This window comes from Pseudomonas sp. RAC1 (genome assembly GCF_030658255.1).
Classification (GTDB): domain Bacteria; phylum Pseudomonadota; class Gammaproteobacteria; order Pseudomonadales; family Pseudomonadaceae; genus Aquipseudomonas; species Aquipseudomonas boreofloridensis.
Map to the genome: position 1 here is coordinate 115,664 of NZ_JAUTXS020000034.1, position 18,393 is coordinate 134,056.

At 64.6% G+C, this 18,393-nt stretch carries 13 protein-coding genes and 4 tRNA genes; 14 read left to right on the forward strand and 3 right to left on the reverse strand.

Features of this window, described 5'->3' with window-relative positions; genetic code table 11:
* Positions 1-7 precede the first annotated feature (7 nt).
* The 8 genes from purF (at position 8) to Q7C30_RS14210 (ending at position 5,400) form a co-directional block, all read left to right on the forward strand.
* A complete protein-coding gene (gene purF, locus Q7C30_RS14175) occupies positions 8-1,513 on the forward strand; it encodes an amidophosphoribosyltransferase (RefSeq protein ID WP_295483573.1) in 1,506 nt (501 codons plus the stop codon).
* 24 nt (positions 1,514-1,537) lie between these two features.
* Positions 1,538-2,749 carry an O-succinylhomoserine sulfhydrylase gene (locus Q7C30_RS14180; protein ID WP_029614186.1) on the forward strand — a complete coding sequence of 404 codons (1,212 nt, stop codon included), beginning with the start codon at positions 1,538-1,540 and terminating at the stop codon, positions 2,747-2,749.
* Positions 2,746-3,519: an SDR family oxidoreductase gene (locus tag Q7C30_RS14185; protein WP_029614187.1), complete on the forward strand. Its 774-nt coding sequence runs from the start codon at positions 2,746-2,748 to the stop codon at positions 3,517-3,519. The genes Q7C30_RS14180 and Q7C30_RS14185 overlap by 4 nt, the downstream gene beginning before the upstream one ends.
* A gap of 206 nt (positions 3,520-3,725) precedes the next feature.
* Positions 3,726-3,801: transfer RNA gene (locus Q7C30_RS14190), tRNA-Val, on the forward strand.
* Positions 3,802-3,879: 78 nt separating this feature from the next.
* Positions 3,880-3,956: transfer RNA gene (locus Q7C30_RS14195), tRNA-Asp, on the forward strand.
* 98 nt (positions 3,957-4,054) lie between these two features.
* Positions 4,055-4,131 (forward strand) — tRNA-Asp (locus Q7C30_RS14200).
* Positions 4,132-4,271: 140 nt separating this feature from the next.
* Positions 4,272-4,348 (forward strand) — tRNA-Asp (locus Q7C30_RS14205).
* 194 nt (positions 4,349-4,542) lie between these two features.
* Positions 4,543-5,400 (forward strand): DUF2242 domain-containing protein, encoded by an 858-nt coding sequence (locus Q7C30_RS14210; protein WP_317871850.1) that lies wholly within the window; start codon positions 4,543-4,545, stop codon positions 5,398-5,400.
* A gap of 187 nt (positions 5,401-5,587) precedes the next feature.
* On the opposite strand, the gene Q7C30_RS14215 is transcribed toward Q7C30_RS14210, so the two are convergent.
* On the reverse strand, positions 5,588-6,628 hold the full coding sequence (locus Q7C30_RS14215) for an AraC family transcriptional regulator (RefSeq protein ID WP_317871851.1): 1,041 nt from the start codon (positions 6,626-6,628) through the stop codon (positions 5,588-5,590).
* A 1-nt stretch (position 6,629) separates the two neighbouring features.
* Entirely contained in the window at positions 6,630-7,748 is a 1,119-nt protein-coding gene (locus tag Q7C30_RS14220; RefSeq protein WP_317871852.1) for a nitrilase-related carbon-nitrogen hydrolase, read from the reverse strand.
* 184 nt (positions 7,749-7,932) lie between these two features.
* Here Q7C30_RS14220 and Q7C30_RS14225 point away from each other — a divergent pair, with 184 nt between their 5' ends.
* The 3 genes from Q7C30_RS14225 to Q7C30_RS14235 all read left to right on the forward strand — a co-directional run bounded on the left by Q7C30_RS14225 (position 7,933) and on the right by Q7C30_RS14235 (position 14,887).
* Complete coding sequence (locus tag Q7C30_RS14225) at positions 7,933-9,969, forward strand: NADPH-dependent 2,4-dienoyl-CoA reductase (protein ID WP_317871853.1); 2,037 nt, start codon at positions 7,933-7,935, stop codon at positions 9,967-9,969.
* Positions 9,970-10,043: 74 nt separating this feature from the next.
* Positions 10,044-13,952, forward strand: a complete 3,909-nt coding sequence (locus Q7C30_RS14230; protein WP_317871854.1) for a glycosyltransferase — start codon at positions 10,044-10,046, stop codon at positions 13,950-13,952.
* Positions 13,953-13,996: 44 nt separating this feature from the next.
* Positions 13,997-14,887, forward strand: coding sequence for a pyridoxal-phosphate dependent enzyme (locus tag Q7C30_RS14235; protein WP_317871855.1), 891 nt, complete (start codon positions 13,997-13,999; stop codon positions 14,885-14,887).
* On the opposite strand, the gene Q7C30_RS14240 is transcribed toward Q7C30_RS14235, so the two are convergent.
* Positions 14,878-15,423 carry a cytochrome b gene (locus Q7C30_RS14240; protein WP_317871856.1) on the reverse strand — a complete coding sequence of 182 codons (546 nt, stop codon included), beginning with the start codon at positions 15,421-15,423 and terminating at the stop codon, positions 14,878-14,880. The two genes, Q7C30_RS14235 and Q7C30_RS14240, sit on opposite strands and share 10 nt — an antisense overlap.
* Before the next feature lie 228 nt (positions 15,424-15,651).
* On the opposite strand from Q7C30_RS14240, the gene Q7C30_RS14245 reads away from it, so the two are divergent.
* From Q7C30_RS14245 to Q7C30_RS14255, 3 genes are read left to right on the forward strand one after another with little or no spacing between them, the layout of a single operon-like run.
* A complete protein-coding gene (locus tag Q7C30_RS14245; RefSeq protein ID WP_039576369.1) occupies positions 15,652-16,542 on the forward strand; it encodes an NAD(+) kinase in 891 nt (296 codons plus the stop codon).
* Positions 16,539-17,513, forward strand: coding sequence for a metallophosphoesterase (locus Q7C30_RS14250; RefSeq protein ID WP_317871892.1), 975 nt, complete (start codon positions 16,539-16,541; stop codon positions 17,511-17,513). Before Q7C30_RS14245 ends, Q7C30_RS14250 begins: the two co-directional genes overlap by 4 nt.
* Entirely contained in the window at positions 17,510-18,388 is an 879-nt protein-coding gene (locus Q7C30_RS14255; RefSeq protein WP_317871857.1) for a rhomboid family intramembrane serine protease, read from the forward strand. Before Q7C30_RS14250 ends, Q7C30_RS14255 begins: the two co-directional genes overlap by 4 nt.
* The last annotated feature ends 5 nt before the right edge of the window (positions 18,389-18,393 follow it).

Consider the following 18,393-nt stretch of genomic DNA (forward strand, 5'->3'; position numbering starts at 1 on the left):
GCGTCGCATGTGTGGCATCGTCGGTATCGTCGGTAAGTCGAACGTCAATCAGGCGCTGTATGACGCGCTAACCGTCCTCCAGCACCGCGGCCAGGACGCTGCCGGTATCGTGACCAGCCATGATGGCCGGTTGTTCCTGCGCAAGGATAATGGCCTGGTGCGCGATGTATTCCAGCAGCGCCACATGCAGCGCCTGGTCGGTCACATGGGCATCGGCCACGTGCGCTACCCCACGGCGGGCAGCTCGACTTCGGCCGAGGCCCAGCCGTTCTATGTCAACTCGCCGTACGGCATCACCTTGGCGCACAACGGCAACTTGACCAACGTCGAGCAGTTGGCCAAGGAGATCTACGAGTCCGACCTGCGCCACGTCAACACCAACTCCGACTCGGAAGTGCTGCTCAACGTGTTTGCCCACGAGCTGGCCGTGCGCGGCAAGCTGCAGCCGACCGAGGACGATGTGTTCGCGGCGGTGTCCCATGTGCACAGCCGCTGTGTCGGTGGCTACGCCGTGGTGGCGATGATCACCGGCTACGGTATCGTCGGTTTCCGTGATCCCAACGGCATTCGTCCGGTGGTCTTCGGCCAGCGCCACACCGACGAAGGCGTCGAGTACATGATTGCCTCCGAAAGCGTGGCCCTGGACGTGCTGGGCTTTACCCTGATCCGCGACCTGGCGCCGGGCGAAGCGGTGTACATCACCGAAGACGGACAGATGCACACCAAGCAGTGCGCAGATGCCCCCCTGTTGCAACCGTGCATCTTCGAGCACGTCTACCTGGCCCGCCCCGACTCCATCATGGATGGCGTTTCGGTGTACAAGGCGCGTCTGCGCATGGGTGAGAAGCTGGCCGACAAGATCCGTCGCGAGCGCCCCGAGCACGACATCGACGTCGTCATCCCGATTCCGGACACCAGCCGCACCGCAGCCCTGGAACTGGCCAACCACCTGGGCGTGAAATTCCGTGAAGGCTTCGTCAAGAATCGCTACATCGGCCGCACCTTCATCATGCCTGGCCAGGCGGCACGCAAGAAGTCGGTACGGCAGAAGCTCAATGCCATCGAATTGGAATTCCGTGGCAAGAACGTGATGCTGGTGGACGACTCGATCGTGCGCGGCACCACCTGCAAACAGATCATCCAGATGGCCCGCGAGGCCGGGGCGAAGAATGTCTACTTCTGCTCCGCAGCGCCCGCTGTACGCTACCCCAACGTCTACGGCATCGACATGCCGAGCGCTCACGAGCTGATCGCCCACAACCGTACCACTGAACAGGTGGCCGAGTTGATCGGCGCCGACTGGCTGATCTATCAGGACCTCCCGGACCTGATCGACTCGGTCGGTGGCGGCAAGATCAAGATCGAGCATTTCGATTGCGCGGTGTTCAACGGTGAGTACGTCACCGGCGACATCGACGACGTCTACCTGGAACGGATCGAACAGGCGCGCAATGACGCTGCCAAGGTCAAGACCCAGGCCGTCAGCGCGATCATCGACCTGTACAACAACTGATCTGCACTTTGTGAGGAGTACGGCATGACGGATCAATGGGAGGCCGGACGGCTGGACAGCGACTTGGAGGGTGTCGGTTTCGACACCCTGGCAGTGCGCGCCGGCCAGCACCGGACGCCTGAGGCCGAGCACAGCGAAGCGCTGTTCCTGACCTCCAGCTATGTGTTCCGCACCGCGGCCGATGCGGCTGCGCGGTTTGCTGGTGAAACGCCAGGTAACGTCTATTCGCGTTACACCAACCCGACGGTTCGCGCCTTCGAGGAGCGCCTGGCGGCGATGGAGGGGGCCGAGCAGGCCGTGGCCACCTCCACGGGCATGGCGTCGATTCTGGCCGTGGTCATGTCGCTGTGCAGCGCTGGCGATCATGTGCTGGTGTCGCAGAGTGTCTTTGGCTCGACCATCAGCTTGTTCGAGAAGTACTTCAAGCGTTTCGGCCTGCAGGTGGACTACGTGCCGCTGGTCGACCTGGGTGCCTGGAAGAGTGCGCTGAAGACCAACACCAAACTGTTGATCGTCGAGTCGCCGTCCAATCCACTGGCCGAGCTGGTGGATATCCGCGCGCTGGCCGATATCGCCCACGCCGGTGATGCGATGCTGGTGGTGGACAACTGCTTCAGCACGCCAGCGCTGCAGCAGCCCCTGAAGCTGGGCGCCGATATCGTCTTCCATTCCGCGACCAAGTTCATCGACGGCCAGGGCCGTTGCATGGGCGGTGCGGTAGCCGGGCGTGCCGAGCAGATGAAGGAAGTGGTGGGTTTCCTGCGCACCGCAGGCCCGACGCTCAGCCCCTTCAATGCGTGGATCTTCACCAAGGGCCTGGAGACGCTCAAGCTGCGCATGCGTGCGCACTGCGAGAGCGCTCAGGCCTTGGCCGAATGGCTGGAGCGCCAGGACGGTATCGAGAAAGTGCATTACGCGGGTCTGCCCAGCCATCCCCAGCATGAGTTGGCCAAACGGCAGATGAGTGGCTTCGGCGCGGTCGTCAGCTTCGAGGTCAAGGGTGGCAAAGAGGGCGCCTGGCGCTTCATCGACGCCACTCGGGTGATCTCCATCACCACCAACCTGGGTGACAGCAAGACCACCATTGCCCATCCGGCAACCACTTCCCATGGTCGCCTGACGCCACAGGAGCGCGAAGCTGCCGGTATTCGTGACAGCCTCATTCGCGTGGCCGTGGGGCTGGAAGACGTGGCCGATCTGCAGGCCGATCTCGCCCGCGGCCTGGCCGCGCTGTGATCGACTGGCCAGGTGAGGCGCCCGACCACAACGGTCGGGTCGCCTTGGTGACCGGTGCCGCGCGCGGCATTGGTCTGGGCATCGCCGCCTGGCTGATCTGCGAAGGCTGGCAAGTGGTGCTCACCGACCTGGATCGCCCACGCGGCGCCAAGGTGGCCAAGGCACTGGGCAGCAATGCCTGGTTCATCGCCATGGATGTGGCCGACGAGGCCCAGGTCATCGCGGGCGTCGCCGAGGTGCTCGGCCAGTTCGGTCGTCTGGATGCGCTGGTGTGCAACGCGGCCATCGCCAATCCCCACAACCACACCTTGGAAAGCCTCAGCCTGGCGCAGTGGAACAGGGTGCTGGCGGTCAACCTCAGCGGTGCGATGCTGCTGGCCAAGCATTGTGCACCGTACCTGCGTGCCCACGGCGGTTCGATCGTCAACCTGGCGTCGACCCGCGCCCGTCAGTCTGAACCGGATACCGAGGCCTATGCCGCGAGCAAGGGTGGCCTGGTTGCCCTGACCCATGCCTTGGCCATCAGCTTGGCGCCGGAGATTCGCGTCAACGCGGTGAGCCCCGGCTGGATCGACGCACGCGACCCGTCGCAGCGCCGCGCCGAGCCTTTGAGCGACGCCGACCACGCCCAGCACCCGGCAGGTCGGGTAGGGACTGTGGAGGATGTGGCTGCGCTGGTGGCCTGGTTGCTGTCGCGTCAGGCCAGCTTCGTCACCGGCCAGGAGTTCGTGGTCGACGGCGGCATGACCCGCAAGATGATCTACAACTGAGCGGCAAGTTTTAAGCGGCAAGCTACAAGTAGGAGCGCTGTCGAGCCTGCCGGCGCGTTCACATGCGATCAGGCTTTTTCTCGCCACTTGCGGCTTGAAGCTTTCCGCTGTTTTTGAAAAAAACTCAACAGGGCTATTGACTTAGCTTCGGCACCTGCGTAAATTTCGCGGCCTCAGCGAAGCAAACGCAACAAGCAACATCGCGGGGGTGATTAGCTCAGCCGGGAGAGCATCTGCCTTACAAGCAGAGGGTCGGCGGTTCGATCCCGTCATCACCCACCACTTCCTGAGAGTTCCTGGACCGGAACGCTTCCAACGAAGCTTTCCAGCAGAGAGGAACAGGACGCAAGTCCACTATGCGCAGCGGTAGTTCAGTCGGTTAGAATACCGGCCTGTCACGCCGGGGGTCGCGGGTTCGAGTCCCGTCCGCTGCGCCACTTCTTCAACGGATGGGTGAGATTCACCGGTCCGTGGTCATAAGGCAAATCCTTAAGGCCAGATCCTAGTTTCAAGCAGGCCTCGGCCTGTGAGATACGCAGCGGTAGTTCAGTCGGTTAGAATACCGGCCTGTCACGCCGGGGGTCGCGGGTTCGAGTCCCGTCCGCTGCGCCATCTTATGCTTCGAAGCCCTAGAACTCTTCGAGGCGGCAATCAAGGCGATGAAACGAGTCGCCTTTTTTGTGCCTGCAACGCCAGCGTCTTGCGCCGGCGAGCAGATCCCAGTTTCAAACAGGCCATGGCCTGTGCGATACGCAGCGGTAGTTCAGTCGGTTAGAATACCGGCCTGTCACGCCGGGGGTCGCGGGTTCGAGTCCCGTCCGCTGCGCCATACTCGCCTCGAGGTCACTGAACGTCTCGAAGCTCAAATCAAGCGACCTGAGGGTCGCTTTTTTTGTGCCTGCCATTAGAGGCCTGGCCAAAGCCTTGCAGGTGCGATGCTGAACGCATCTTCATCGACCGGCGGTTCCTGCCATCGAGGGATGTGTTGCACAATACGCCCCATTCGTTTACCCGGAATCGACAATGTCCAGATCTAACGTCTGCGTAGCGCTCGGGCTGGCCCTGACGCTGGCGGGCCTCGCCGGCTGCGCCACGAAGAAGGCAGCGGTCTACGAGCATGAAAACTTCGCCGACTCAGGCACCTTCTCGCGCACCTTCGCGGTGGGGGAGGCCGGTTCATGCGAGGCAGCGCGCCGAGCCTTGCTGAGCCAGGGCTACATCATCACCAGCAGCGATGCCAATCAGGTGGCAGGCAACAAGAGTTTCCAGCAGAACGCCGAGAACCATCTGCAGATCAGCTTCAACATCACCTGCGTGCCGGACAGCAACGACGAGCAGCGCTCGACCATCTTCGCCAACGCCTTGCAGGACCGCTACGCCCTGAAGAAATCCAACACCTCGGCCAGTGTCGGTGTGGGCGTGCTGGGCTCGTTGTCGATGCCTATCGGCTCCACCGACGATTCCATGGTCAAGGTCGCCAGCGAAACCGTGTCCTCGCCGCAGTTCTACGACCGCTATTTCGCGTTGGTGGAGAACTACCTGCCCAAGCCGCGCACATCGAGCAGGCTCGAGCCGCAGGCCGAAGCACCAAAGGCGCAACAACCTGCGCAGGCGCTGGGACTGCCGGAGCCCGCGGGGCTGACACCGGCCAATCCTCCGGCAGCCGCGGCGGCACCGGTCAGCTCCGTCCAGGCGGTCCCGCAAAGTCCAGTCGCGCCTGTAGCTGTGCCTACGGCGAACCAGACCTCGGCAGCCCCAGCCCTCGACGACAGTCAAGGATCCCAGCCCGTGGCGCCGCCGGCCGATCCCGCGCCCCTCCAGGTGCAGTCTCCAGCGCCCGCCAGCGACGAGCAGACCGCACCGCTGCAACAGAGCGAGTGAACCTCTCGCCGATGTCCTCGCTCATAGGTTTGTCATGATGTTTTAACCTGGCCCGCTTAGCGTGACGGCCACAGACGAGAAGATGAGCGAGAGGAGGCAGGCCCATGGACGATTATCAGGAAGAGTTGCTCGAGTTCCAGGCGTACGAACTGGACATCCCCGAGCAGGCAGAAGACGCCACCGAGCTTTAACCCATTCGCCGCTGCTGGCGGCGAAACTCCCCCGGCGTCAGGCCCGTCCAGCGCTTGAATGCGCGCTGGAAGGCCTCTGCCGAAGCGAACCCCAACAGATAGGCGATCTCCCCGAAGGCCAGCGCGGTATCGCGGATGTAGGTCTGCGCGAGGTCGCGTCGTGTGTCGTTGAGCAGGCTGCGGAAACTCGCCCCCTCTTCAGAGAGCTTGCGCCGCAAGGTCCAACTGGGCATGTGCAACTGTTGCGACACCTGCTCCAAGTCAGGCTCGCGTCCACCGCTGAGCAAGGGGCCCAGCAGATGAATGATGCGCTCGCTCAGGCTGCGCACACGGGTGCGCTGTACCCACTCGGCCTCGCACAGTTGCAGCAAATGTCGCCAGGTGCTGGGGCAGTGCTGCGGATTGCGCGCATCGAGCACCTCGTGGGCAAGGTGCAGTTGATTGCAGCCGGCATCGAACTGCACGGGCGCACTGCACAGGCTTTGATACTGGGCGCAGTACGCAGGCGCTTCGAACTCGATGTCCAAACGGTCAGCGATGGCGGGTGTGCCCGTTACGGCTGACAGTTGCGCCAGCCACCCGGAAAGCACCGAGTCGACGACGAAGCGGTTATAGGCGTTGTAGGGGCTGATCGAGTAGAACCGCAGCCAGGCGCCCTGTGGGTCTTCGATGAACGCAGAGCTGCCCCGGTAGTTGGCGGCATACAGTGGCTCGAAACGCAGCAGTGTGTGCGCCGCTTCGCGCACGGTCGGTGCCTGCGCGGCGGTCACTCCGGCCAGGCCTGCCTGCGCCAGCCGGCTGAGGCGGCCCATGTGCAGACCCAGCGCCGGCTCGCCACACAGCTCGATGGCCGCATGACCCAGGTGCATGTAGCGCGGGATCGACAGGCGTGCCCCGGCCTCATCCAGGCGCGGTGCATCCAGGCCGTAGCGCTGTAGCAAGGGTGCCGGATCATGGCCCAGTTCACGCATGGCTTGGGTCAAAGGCTGGACGAATCCGACTGACAGATCACCCAGGCGCACGCGCTCGCGCATCAATCTACAGCCACAGGTTCAGCAGGCGCGCGCCCGGGCTCGGTCGGCCCATCAACTGCTCGCCTGCCTGGTTGGCGAAACCCTGGCCGTCGCTGCCCAGCTCCCAGAACTGTCCACGCATGAACACGCTGAGGCTGGGCAGGCCAGGGTTGGCCGCTCGGGTCAACTGGTGCCACGCCCTCTCTTCGCTGGTCTGGCCCTTGGCCAACGGCAACTCGGCCGCTGCAGCTTGATGGCGATTGCCCCGCCACGGTTGTTGCCAACTGCCCTTGCCGCTGAGAAATACGGGGTTGGCGATCAATTGTGCCGATTGGCGCACCAGTTGTTCGTGGTTGCGCGGGTACCAACTGTCGCTGCCGACCAGCACCCCCAGGCGTCCGGCCGGGGTCTGCAGCACGCGCAATGGGCGTGACTGGCCATCGTCGACGTAACGCCGTGCTTCACTGTCGACATACTGCTGCAACTGCGGTTGCCCAAGCGGCGAGCCGTCACTGGCGAACACCAGGCTGCTGTTGTACAGCGGGCCGCTGCCGACCTTGAGTCGGCCCTCTTCGACGTAGGGCGCTGGCAGCACGATGGAACCGGCCACCAGGGTGACGCCGAACTCGCGGGCCAGACCGCCAAAGAGCTGTTGATAGTCGGCCGCCATCTGCCGCGCCTTCATGCGCAGATGCGCGTCTGAGCGACGGTCGTCGCCGGTCGCGGCCAGCATGGCCAGGCCGTAGTGCAAGGGGTTGCTCAATTCCAGCCACTGCCAGGCGTCGCGCAAGCGAGTGACCTGGTACAGCTCGTTCTTCTCGCCGCGCGCCCACAGCCAGGTGCCGATGTGCTCGGGCAGCACCACCACCGTGCGCGAGCTGACCAGGCCCTGATCACGGGCTTGACTCAGGTAAGCCGAGAGCTTGCGGTGCATCCGTTCGAGGTTTTGGTAGTCGCTAGGGTAGAGCAGCGGCTCGATCCCCAGCAGATTGCCACGATCGCCAGGCACGCCTTGGTCGAGCACCCGCTCGATGCGCAGGTCGGAGAGGTAGTGGCCTTCCGGGCGCTGCTGGGTCCAGAAGGCGTAGCCGCACAGGGCGGCGATCATCACCAGCGCCAGGGCGCTTGCCAGAAGTTTGCGCATGAAGCGATACGGCACCTTGAAAGGACGGTGTCCTAGGGTAGTCGTGCTGCACGTCAGGATCAACGAATTGTCAGTTTCGATCATTGAGCCCGTTCAAACGCCTGTTTAATGTCACTGCCAGACAACCGACGGGGCCCGGACGAGGCGCCCGCATTCCGTGATCATGCCCTCTGTGGAGACCTCCATGGCCGCTCAACACTATCCCCACCTGCTGGCCCCTCTCGACCTGGGCTTCACTGTACTGCGCAACCGCACCCTGATGGGCTCCATGCACACCGGTCTGGAAGAACGTCCCGGCGGCTTCGAGCGCATGGCCGCCTATTTTGCCGAGCGTGCGCGCGGCGGCGTCGGCCTGATGGTGACCGGCGGCATCGCACCGAATGACGAAGGCGGCGTGTACGCCGGTGCCGCCAAGCTCAGCACCGAACAGGAGGCCGAACAGCATCGCCTGGTCACTGACGCGGTGCATGCCGCAGGCGGCAAGATCTGCTTGCAGATCCTGCACGCCGGACGCTACGCCTACAGTCCCCGTCAGGTCGCCCCGAGTGCGATCCAGGCACCGATCAACCCGTTCAAGCCCAAGGCGCTGGACGAAGAGGGCATCGAGAAGCAGATAGGCGATTTCGTCAACTGCGCGCGCCTGGCCCAGTCCGCAGGTTACGACGGGGTCGAGGTGATGGGCTCGGAAGGCTACTTCATCAATCAGTTCCTCGCCGCCCACACCAACCAGCGTACCGACCGCTGGGGTGGCAGCTATGAGAACCGCATGCGCCTGGCGGTGGAGATCGTGCGCCGGGTGCGCGAAGCGGTGGGCCGCGAATTCATCATCATCTTCCGCCTGTCGATGCTCGACCTGGTCGAAGGTGGCAGCGACTGGGCGGAAATCGAGCAGCTGGCCAAGGCCATCGAGCAGGCGGGCGCAACGCTGATCAACACCGGTATCGGCTGGCACGAGGCACGGATCCCGACCATCGCCACCAAGGTGCCGCGGGCGGCGTTCAGCAAGGTCACTGCCAAGCTGCGCGGCGCGGTGGGCATCCCGTTGATCACCACCAATCGCATCAACACCCCGGAGGTGGCCGAGCAGGTACTGGCCGAGGGCGACGCCGACATGGTGTCCATGGCCAGGCCTTTCCTCGCCGATCCCGAATTCGTCAACAAGGCCGCGCAGGGGCGCGCGGCAGCGATCAACACCTGCATCGGCTGCAACCAGGCCTGCCTGGATCACACCTTCGGTGGCAAGCTCACCAGTTGCCTGGTCAACCCACGCGCCTGCCACGAGACCGAGCTGAACTACCTGCCGGCGGCCGTGGCCAAGCGCATCGCCGTGGTGGGCGCCGGTCCCGCTGGGATGGCAGCGGCCAGCGTGGCGGCCGAACGCGGTCATCAGGTGACCCTGTTCGACGCGGCAGGTGAGATCGGTGGCCAGTTCAACGTCGCCAAGCGTGTGCCGGGCAAAGAGGAGTTCAACGAAACCCTGCGCTATTTCGCCCACCAACTGACTCAGACCGGTGTACATCTGCGCTTGAACACGCGGGTGGGTGTCGACGACCTGGTGGCGGGCGGTTTCGACGAGGTGATCCTGGCCACCGGTATTACTCCGCGTACCCCGTCCATCCCCGGTATCGAGCATGCCAAGGTGCTGAGCTACCTGGACGTGCTGCTTGAGCGCAAGCCGGTGGGTGAGCGCGTGGCGGTGATTGGCGCAGGCGGCATCGGCTTCGATGTGTCCGAGTACCTGGTGCACGCTGGCACCGCCACCAGCCTCGACCGAGAGGCGTTCTGGCGCGAATGGGGGATCGACACCGATCTGCGCGCCCGTGGTGGTGTAGCGGGGATCCACCCCGAGCCGCAGGCGCCGGCACGGCAGGTCTACTTGCTGCAACGCAAGAAGAGCAAGGTCGGCGACGGCCTGGGCAAGACCACTGGCTGGATTCATCGCACCGGCCTGAAGAACAAGCAGGTGCAGATGCTCAACGCCGTGGACTACCTGAAGATAGACGACGAAGGCCTGCACGTACGCATTGCTGACGGCGAGCCGCAGGTGCTGGCGGTGGACAATGTGGTCGTCTGCGCCGGCCAGGAGCCCTTGCGCGAACTTCATGACGGGTTGCTGGCCAGGGGCCAATCGGTACACCTGATCGGCGGCGCCGATGTGGCCGCCGAACTCGACGCCAAGCGCGCCATCGACCAGGGTTCGCGGCTGGCCGCCGCCTTGTGAGGGCTCTACATAGTTAGCACCGGCGGCGGTTGGGCCCTCGGCAAGCTCCAGGCTTTTCGCTTGGAGAGTGCCTCATGTCCTCGCTCGATCCGTCCGCCGCGCTGCTGGCGCAACTGCCAGAGGGGCTGCCCGACGTCCACGGTCTCCCGTCGCTCGACACGGCGGCCCGCGCCTTGTTCGAAGCCCGCCTGCCCGGCGTGCTCGACCTCGATCTCTACCTGCTGCAGCTAGGCCCTGCCGATGAATCGGGGCAACGTGCAGTGCTCGCGGCCCGTTCGTTGTTCGAGTTGTTGCAACAGGCTCGGCAGGGGCAGCCGGCGGCGCCAGGCGACTTCGAGCCGGCTGACGCGGCGCTGTCGTTGCGTGCCGATGCCGTGCAGTTGCCCGAGACGTTGCCTGGCCTGACCCTGGAGCAACTGCGTGAGGCGTTGCAGCCGATCGATGTGCAGCGTGTCGCGGCGCGCTGGGCGGCTGACGCGTCGACCTATTGGGACGTACCGCAACGCGTGTCCGAGGACAGTCGACGCTTGGCCTTGCAGATTCAGGTGCGCCAAAGCCTGCGCGAGAGCGTGGAATTGTTCGCAGCGGCTGGATGGATCGCGCCTGAGGCTGTGACGTTGGTCGAGGACATCGTCGCGCACCCGCGTCTGGTTGATCGCAGCACCCGACGCGGTGTCTATGCACTGGTCGCGCGGACCTGGGGTGATGGCCAAGAAGTGCTTTTGCCAGGTGTGATGGCGGTGTGCACCGAGCCTGCGGGCTATCAGCCAGCGCTCGGTCGAGTGACCGAACGGCAGACCCTGACCGGTACCACAGTGCTCTATTGCACCGGCTATTTCGGTTTCGTGCGAGCCCATGCGCACTTGCAGGAGGCGTTGCATGGGGTGGCGATGGCATTGGCGGGGCAGGGCCCTTGGTTGCAGGCGCTGCTGCGTCGATTGGGCGCTGTCGATCAAGCGCGGATCCTTGGCGAGCGCGCCCGCTTGGGCGGTGGCTTCGAGCTGTTCGCTCGGCCCATCGACGACAACCCCTTCGAAGCCCTGGCCGAGCAGCAGATCGCCGCCTGGCGCAGCAATGCACTGGCGAACGGATTGTCGCTGTGGAACCCGAAACTGGGGCTGGATGCATCACCCCCGCGTGCACTGCACGACCTGCAGGCCTTCGTTGCACATCGACAGGCCTTGCGTGCCCAGTTGCCGATGGGCCTGCGCGAGCTCACTGCCACGCGTCAGGCGCAGTTGGACGCGTTGATCCTGTCGCTACTGGAACAGCAGGCCCAGGCCGAGCGCTTTTGGCTGGCACTGCCGTCTTTCGAGACCTTCGCCCGCCAACGCATTGCTGATGCCTTGGCCGCACGCGGCTTGGCCATCGATCCGGTGCAGGTCAAGGTGATGATCACCATCACACAGTTCTCAGCAGAGAGGGTCGGTTCGGAGCTTGCGCCCGGCGTCGAGCCCGAGCGGGGGCATGTCCAACCCAGCGTGGTGGAGTGCACGCTGGTGGAATACCTGGCGATGCGCATGCATGCACGTGCCGATGCCACCTGGCAGGTTCAGTTCGAGGGCCTTACGCTCGTCCAGGCCACACGCCTGAACGCGTCCTATCTGGAGACGCTGGGGCAGCAACTCGATTTGCCTGGACGCTATGTGCAGTTGCTCACCGATGCGATGCGGCCGACCACGCAAGCGGGGTTCGAGGCGAGCCGCACCGCTGCGCTGTCGCAGTTCGAAACGCGGTTGCGCCTGGATGCGTTGTTGGCCAACGCCTGTGGCGTGCTCGACGACTCGGGGCATAGGCTGGTGCTCGAGGTGCTTGCGCCCTCCGAGTCGCCACGCAGTGGCGCACGGGTGGAGGGCCTGGCGATCGCTGGTAACTCGCTGCGGGACGTGCTGATCTTCTCCATTCGTGGTGAGTCTTCCATCCTCTGCTATCTTCCGGATCACCCGTCTGGGCAGCCATTCAGACGCTGCCAGTCGCGCAGCGCGCTGGTCGCGATACTGCGCCAGGAACTGGCGGGAATCGGCATGCCATCAGCCTGGCAGGCAACGCTGCGGTACTGGCTGTCGCGTTTCGGCAAGCATCAGCAGGCTGCCGTCTATCCCCTGTTGCGGCAAATCGCCGAAGGCAGGGGTGGAGCGCAGATCGCCACGGTCGTGATCGACAAGCCACTCGCGCAGCAGGTCTTCGATTATCGGCTCGCCTTCCTGGCTGCCGAAGCCGACAGCTTGGCCTTATCCGAGGCAGAACTGGCACTTGAGCGTGGCTTGGAAATCGCCGTGGCGATTTTTCGTTTGCTCAGCGTGGTATTTCCGGCGCGCGTGATGACGGTATTGGACCTGGCCGAGTTAGGCTACTACCTGTTCAACGGCTATGCCGCCTACGCTCAAGGCCAGCGTCAAGAGGCAGGCGAATACGTGATACAGGCCCTGACCAGCATCTCCGGGCTGGCCAATGCCCGTTTTCCCACGCTGATCCCGGCAGCGCGCGCTCAGGCTCCGGTACGTCTGCAGTCGGTGGGCGCGCGTCTGAGCTTGACGCCGGTGCCAAGCTCTGCGCCCATGGCCGGGCTGGTGCGGATCGAAACAGGAGTACGCGAAGGCCTGTTTGCCGCCGACGGCAAGCTCCACGTCCGGCTGGACGGCCGCTACTACCGGGTCTATGAGGTACACGACAGCCTGGAGGGCATCTCGCGTTTCTACCTGGGCGACGGTCAGGGTCCGCTGGCCCGTTCGCTGTTTTCCAATCCTGATACGCGTGTCGAGCGCATTGCTGGCTCGCCGCGTTGGCACGTCATGCCAAAGCTGCAACTGCGCGCCGGCATGCCGATGGTGCCGGTAGGGCGGCCACCGGCACTGCTGCATCTACGTGGGATCAACAGCAGTCAGGTGCGCGATGGTGTCGAGCATCGTCTGCACGATGGTCAGCGCAGTCAATTGGTGTATTTCGACCTGGATACCTGTCGCTGGTATTCGGCCGACAACCGATTGTTCTATGAATACGATGCGTTGACCGCCCGTCATCGCAGCGTTACCAGGCCCACGCGCTTGCCCAGTGAACTCGAACGCCAGCAGGCACGTTACGAGTTGGAGTGCGTCGATCGCCCGGTGTTGCCGATGCTCAAGTCGGCGGCGCTGGGCGAGGCAGTGCCCAAGGCCATTCACCAGATATGGATCGGTAGCGCCGCTGCGCTGATCGCTGCCCACGATGCCACGCTCAAATCCAATGTGGCGTTGGCCCGACAAAGCGGCTACAGCTTGCAGGTGCATTTTCTGGGTGAGGGGGGGCGGCTGCGGACCTTGACGCAATTGACCCGCCTGCGTCTGCGTTACCCCGGCGCGACATTCGTCAGCCTGGCCGGCGAAGCGTTCTATACCTCGTTCAAAGCCAGCGCTCAGGGGCGAGTGTTCGACGCTTTTCTGCAACCACAGTGGCGTAATCACGCTGCAGCCAGCGACGTGTTGCGCTACCGCTTGCTGTTCGAACTGGGCGGGGTGTACCTGGACATGGACGACCGCCTGCTCAAGCCGCTCGAAACGATCAGCCTGCGGCCGGGACAGCTGGCTGTTGGCGCGGTGGTGGAAAACTATCTGCTCATGCTCAAAGGGCCGAACAACAGCCACTTCGCCAGCCTGGCAGGGAATCCGTTGCTCGACGCGATGCAGGCCGAAATCGTTCGGCGTTTCGACCAGGCACGGTTGCCCGAACAGCGTCCACTGCACGATCAGCCCGGCTTCACCGCGTACATGCGGGAGATTTGCGCGATCAGCGGTCCACGGTTGTTCAACGACATGCGCCATCTGGCCGATGTCGAGATCGCTGCCGTGGACGCAGCCAAAGGCTATGTTTTCGATCTGATCGGGCAAGGCGTGTTGGCCGAGCGCGAGGTGATGCAGTGGATCGAAACCGCCGAGGTGCTGCACCCGACGCTGGAGCGCTTCATCGATGTGGGCAATGCGCACAGCTGGCGAACCACCCGGCGTTGAGCTGTTAATCTTGGGCGCCTTGCCGCTGTTCGACGAGACGCCCGATGTTCGCAGACCTTCCCTCCGCGCCGCTGCACCCGCTGCGCCTGCCCTGGCTGGCGCAGGCGGGCGTCGAGTGCGCGATCCTGCGCCTGGACCTGATCGACCCGCTGATCAGCGGCAACAAATGGTTCAAGCTGCAGCGGCCGTTGCAACGCGCACGTCAGGCCGGTGCGCCTGGCCTGATCAGCCTGGGCGGCAACCACTCCAATCACCTGCACGCCCTCGCGGCCGCGGGTCGCCGCTTCGGCTTCGCTACCGCCGGGCTGCTGCGTGGTCATCGCCAGGACACGCCCACGGTTCGCGATTTGGAGGCGTTCGGCATGCAGCTGCATTGGCTGGGTTATGCCGGTTATCGGGCGCGGCACCATCAAGACTTCTGGCGGCCCTGGCAGGCCCGCTACCCAGGCTGGCACTGCATCGCCGAAGGCGGCGCCGGCGAGGACGGGTTGGTGGGGTGTGCGCAGATCGTCGAGCAGGCCCGCGCGGGGCTCAGTGCACTCGGTTGGGCGGACTATCACGCCTGGTGGCTGGCGGTGGGCACCGGCACCACTTTGGCTGGCCTGGTGCAGGCCGAGCAGGGCGCGCATCCCGTGCACGGTGCGCTGGCGGTCCCCGAAGACCACGGCGTGGCGCAGAACGTCGCGGCGCTGGTCGGCGTTTCGGGCTATCACCTGCACGCCGCTTGCCGCGGGGGCTTCGCCCGGATCGACGAAGCATTGCTGGACTTCATCGCCGCCAGCGAGCGCCACAGCGAGGTGCCCCTGGAGGCGCTGTATACCGGTAAGGCGCTGCTGGCGCTGCGCGAGCAGGTCGAGGCTGGGCGCTTTGCCCGTGGCACTCGCCTGATCTTCGTTCACACCGGCGGCTTGCAGGGGCGCCGCGGTTACTTGTAGGGCAGCATGCGCAGCAGCGTGTTGTCGCGGCGCACGTAGTGGTGGTAGAGGCCGGCCAGCGCATGCAGGCCGATCAGCCAGTAGCCCCAAGTGCCGATCTGCTCGTGCCAGCCTTTGATGAACTTGGCCAGGTCCGGGTCCTTGCCGATCAGCGCGGGCAACTCCAGTCCATAGAAGGGGATAGGCTTGCCCGCTGCGCTGAGGATCAGCCAGCCGGCGACCGGCATGCCGATCATCAGCAGATACAGCAATGCGTGCATCAGGTGCGCCAGGCCGGTCTGCCAGGCCGGTGGCCGGGGCAGGATCGGCGGCGTCGGACGCATCACGCGCATGGCCAGGCGCAGCCACACCAGCACGAACACGGTCAGGCCGAGCATGAAGTGCAGGCTCTTGATCAGGTCGCGTTCGGCGCTGTCGCGGGGGAACAGACCGCGAAACTCGATACAGGCGTACACCGCGGCGAGCAGCACCAGCATCAGCCAGTGCAGGATGATGGACAGGCGCGCGTAGTGCGGCGTCGGGGTGGATGAAAGCATGGTCGATCCTCGTCATCAGGTCAGTGAGGCGCTCTTGCTGGCGCCTGCTGTGGACTGTAGCGCGTCGGATGATAGTTTTTCGTTGATCCTAGCGGTGAGTTTCTTCGATCGGCGCCACTCATGCTGACCCACGCCCTGTATACCGGGGCGATGGCCGTTTGCTGCTGGCCAGGGGTTTCGCCCATAATCGCGCCATCGTCACCCGCCGCAGAGCCTTGCAGGAGCCCCATGGAGCAATTTCGCAATATCGGTATCATCGGTCGCCTCGGTAGCTCGCAGGTGCTCGACACCATTCGCCGACTGAAGAAATTCCTGCTCGAGCGCCACCTGCACGTGATTCTCGAGGACACCATCGCCGAAGTGCTGCCCGGTCATGGCCTGCAGACCTCGTCGCGCAAGCTGCTGGGCGAGGTCTGCGACCTGGTCATCGTGGTCGGCGGCGATGGCAGCCTGCTCGGTGCTGCGCGCGCACTGGCCCGCCATAACATTCCGGTGCTGGGCATCAACCGCGGCAACCTGGGCTTTCTCACCGACATTCGCCCCGACGAGCTGGAGACCAAGGTCGCCGAGGTGCTCGACGGTCACTACCTGGTCGAGAACCGTTTCCTGCTGCAGGCCGAGGTGCGCCGTCACCACGAGGCCATCGGCCAGGGCGATGCGCTCAACGATGTGGTGCTGCACCCAGGCAAGTCGACGCGGATGATCGAGTTCGAGATCTACATCGACGGCCAGTTCGTCTGCAGCCAGAAGGCCGACGGCCTGATCGTGGCCACGCCCACCGGCTCCACCGCCTACGCGCTGTCGGCGGGCGGGCCGATCATGCACCCCAAGCTCGACGCCATCGTCATCGTGCCGATGTACCCGCATACCTTGTCCGGGCGGCCGATCGTGGTCGACGGCAACAGCGAGCTGAAGATCGTGGTGGCCAAGGACCTGCAGATCTACCCGCAGGTGTCCTGTGACGGCCAGAACCATTTCACCTGCGCACCGGGCGACACCATCACCGTGAGCAAGAAATCGCAGAAGCTACGCCTGATCCATCCGCTGGGGCACAACTACTACGAGGTCTGCCGGACCAAGCTCGGCTGGGGCAGCCGTCTGGGCGGCAGGGACGACTGATGCTCGATCCGGCTCGCAGTTTCGACATCATCGGTGACGTCCACGGTTGCGCGCAGACCCTCGAACGCCTGCTCGACGCCCTCGGCTACCACCGCGTGGGTGGCGTGTGGCGTCACCCACGGCGCCAGGCGCTGTTCCTCGGCGACATCGTCGACCGCGGCCCGCGCATTCGCGAGGCGTTGCACATCGTCCACGACATGGTCGAAGCGGGGCAGGCGCACTGCATCATGGGCAACCATGAGTACAACGCCCTGGCCTGGGAAACCCCGGCACTGCCGGGCAGCGGCAAGACCTTCGTACGCGAGCACACGCCGCGCCACGCGCGCCTGATCGACGAAACCCTGGAGCAGTTCGCCCAGCATCCGGGCGACTGGCACGACTTCCTGCACTGGTTCTACACCCTGCCGTTGTTCATCGATGCCGAGCGCTTTCGGCTGGTGCATGCCTGCTGGGACCACTCACTGATCGCGCAATTGCGCGCCCAGCATCCGGACGGACGTATCGATCCGCACTTCGTGCAGGCCTCGGCAGTGTCCGGCAGCTTCGCCGCGACCGCCTGCAACCGCTTGCTGCGCGGCACCGACATGCGCCTGCCCGGCGGTCTGACCCTGACCGGTGGCGACGGCCTGACCCGCGCGTTCTTCCGCACCAAGTTCTGGGAGGAAGACCCGCAGACCTATGGTGACATCGTGTTCCAGCCTGACGCTCTGCCCGAAGAAGTGGCCCGCGCGCCGCTCAGTCACAGCCAGAAGAATGCCCTGCTGAGGTACGCCGAAGACGAGCCCTTGCTGTTCGTTGGCCACTACTGGCGCAGCGGTCATCCCGCGCCGATCCGCCCCAACCTGGCCTGCCTGGACTACAGCGCAGTGCTGTACGGCAAATTGGTGGCCTACCGGCTGGATGCGGAAACCCGCATCGACCCGCACAAGTTCGTCTGGGTCGATGTCGACCGTCCGCAGGCCGGCCAATGAACGTGGTCGAAGTGCTGCGCCTGCCCTTGTCGGTCGACCTGGGCGGCTTCGTGACCTTGCTCCAGCAGTTGCAGGTGCCGCACCGGGTGGTGGAAGAGGGCAGCGATCAAGTGCTGTGGACACCACCGGAACTGGCTGAGCAGGTGCTGGACTTGTACCGCCGCTATCGCGAAGGCGACGCCGACCTGCATGCACTGGCCACGCCCGAACGTCCGGCCCAGGACAACGCAGCGCCCTCGCTCAAGGCTCAGGCCCGCGCCTGCAAGGTCACCGTCGCCGTGCTGCTGCTGTGCTTGGTGGTGGCGGGCCTGACCGGCCTTGGCGACAACCTCGCCACCTTGAGCGGGTTCACCTTCCAGGACTACCAGGTGCAGGGCGATTACCTGTACTTCGTGCCCCTGGCCCAGAGCCTCGGCGAGGGTCAGTGGTGGCGGCTGATTTCACCCATCTTCGTGCACTTCGGCGTGCTGCACCTGCTGATGAACGGCATGTGGTACTGGGAACTGGGGCGGCGCATCGAGCTGCGCCAAGGCCCATGGACGCTGCTGGCCCTGACGCTGGTGTTCGGCGTGGTGTCGAACCTGGCCCAGCATGTCATCGGCGGCCCGAACCTGTTCGGCGGGCTTTCCGGTGTGCTCTACGGCCTGCTCGGCTACCTCTGGCTGTACCAGCGCCTGGCGCCGCACCCGCTGTTCGAACTGCCTCGCGGCGTCCTGGCAATGATGCTGATCTGGCTGGTGGTCTGCCTGAGCGGCGTCGTCGGTCAGCTCGGTTTCGGCCAGATCGCCAATGCCGCCCATGTCGGCGGCCTGCTCATCGGTTGCCTGAGCGGCCTCTTGGGTGGACTGCTGGCCCGGCGTAAACTGTCGGCTTGATTCAG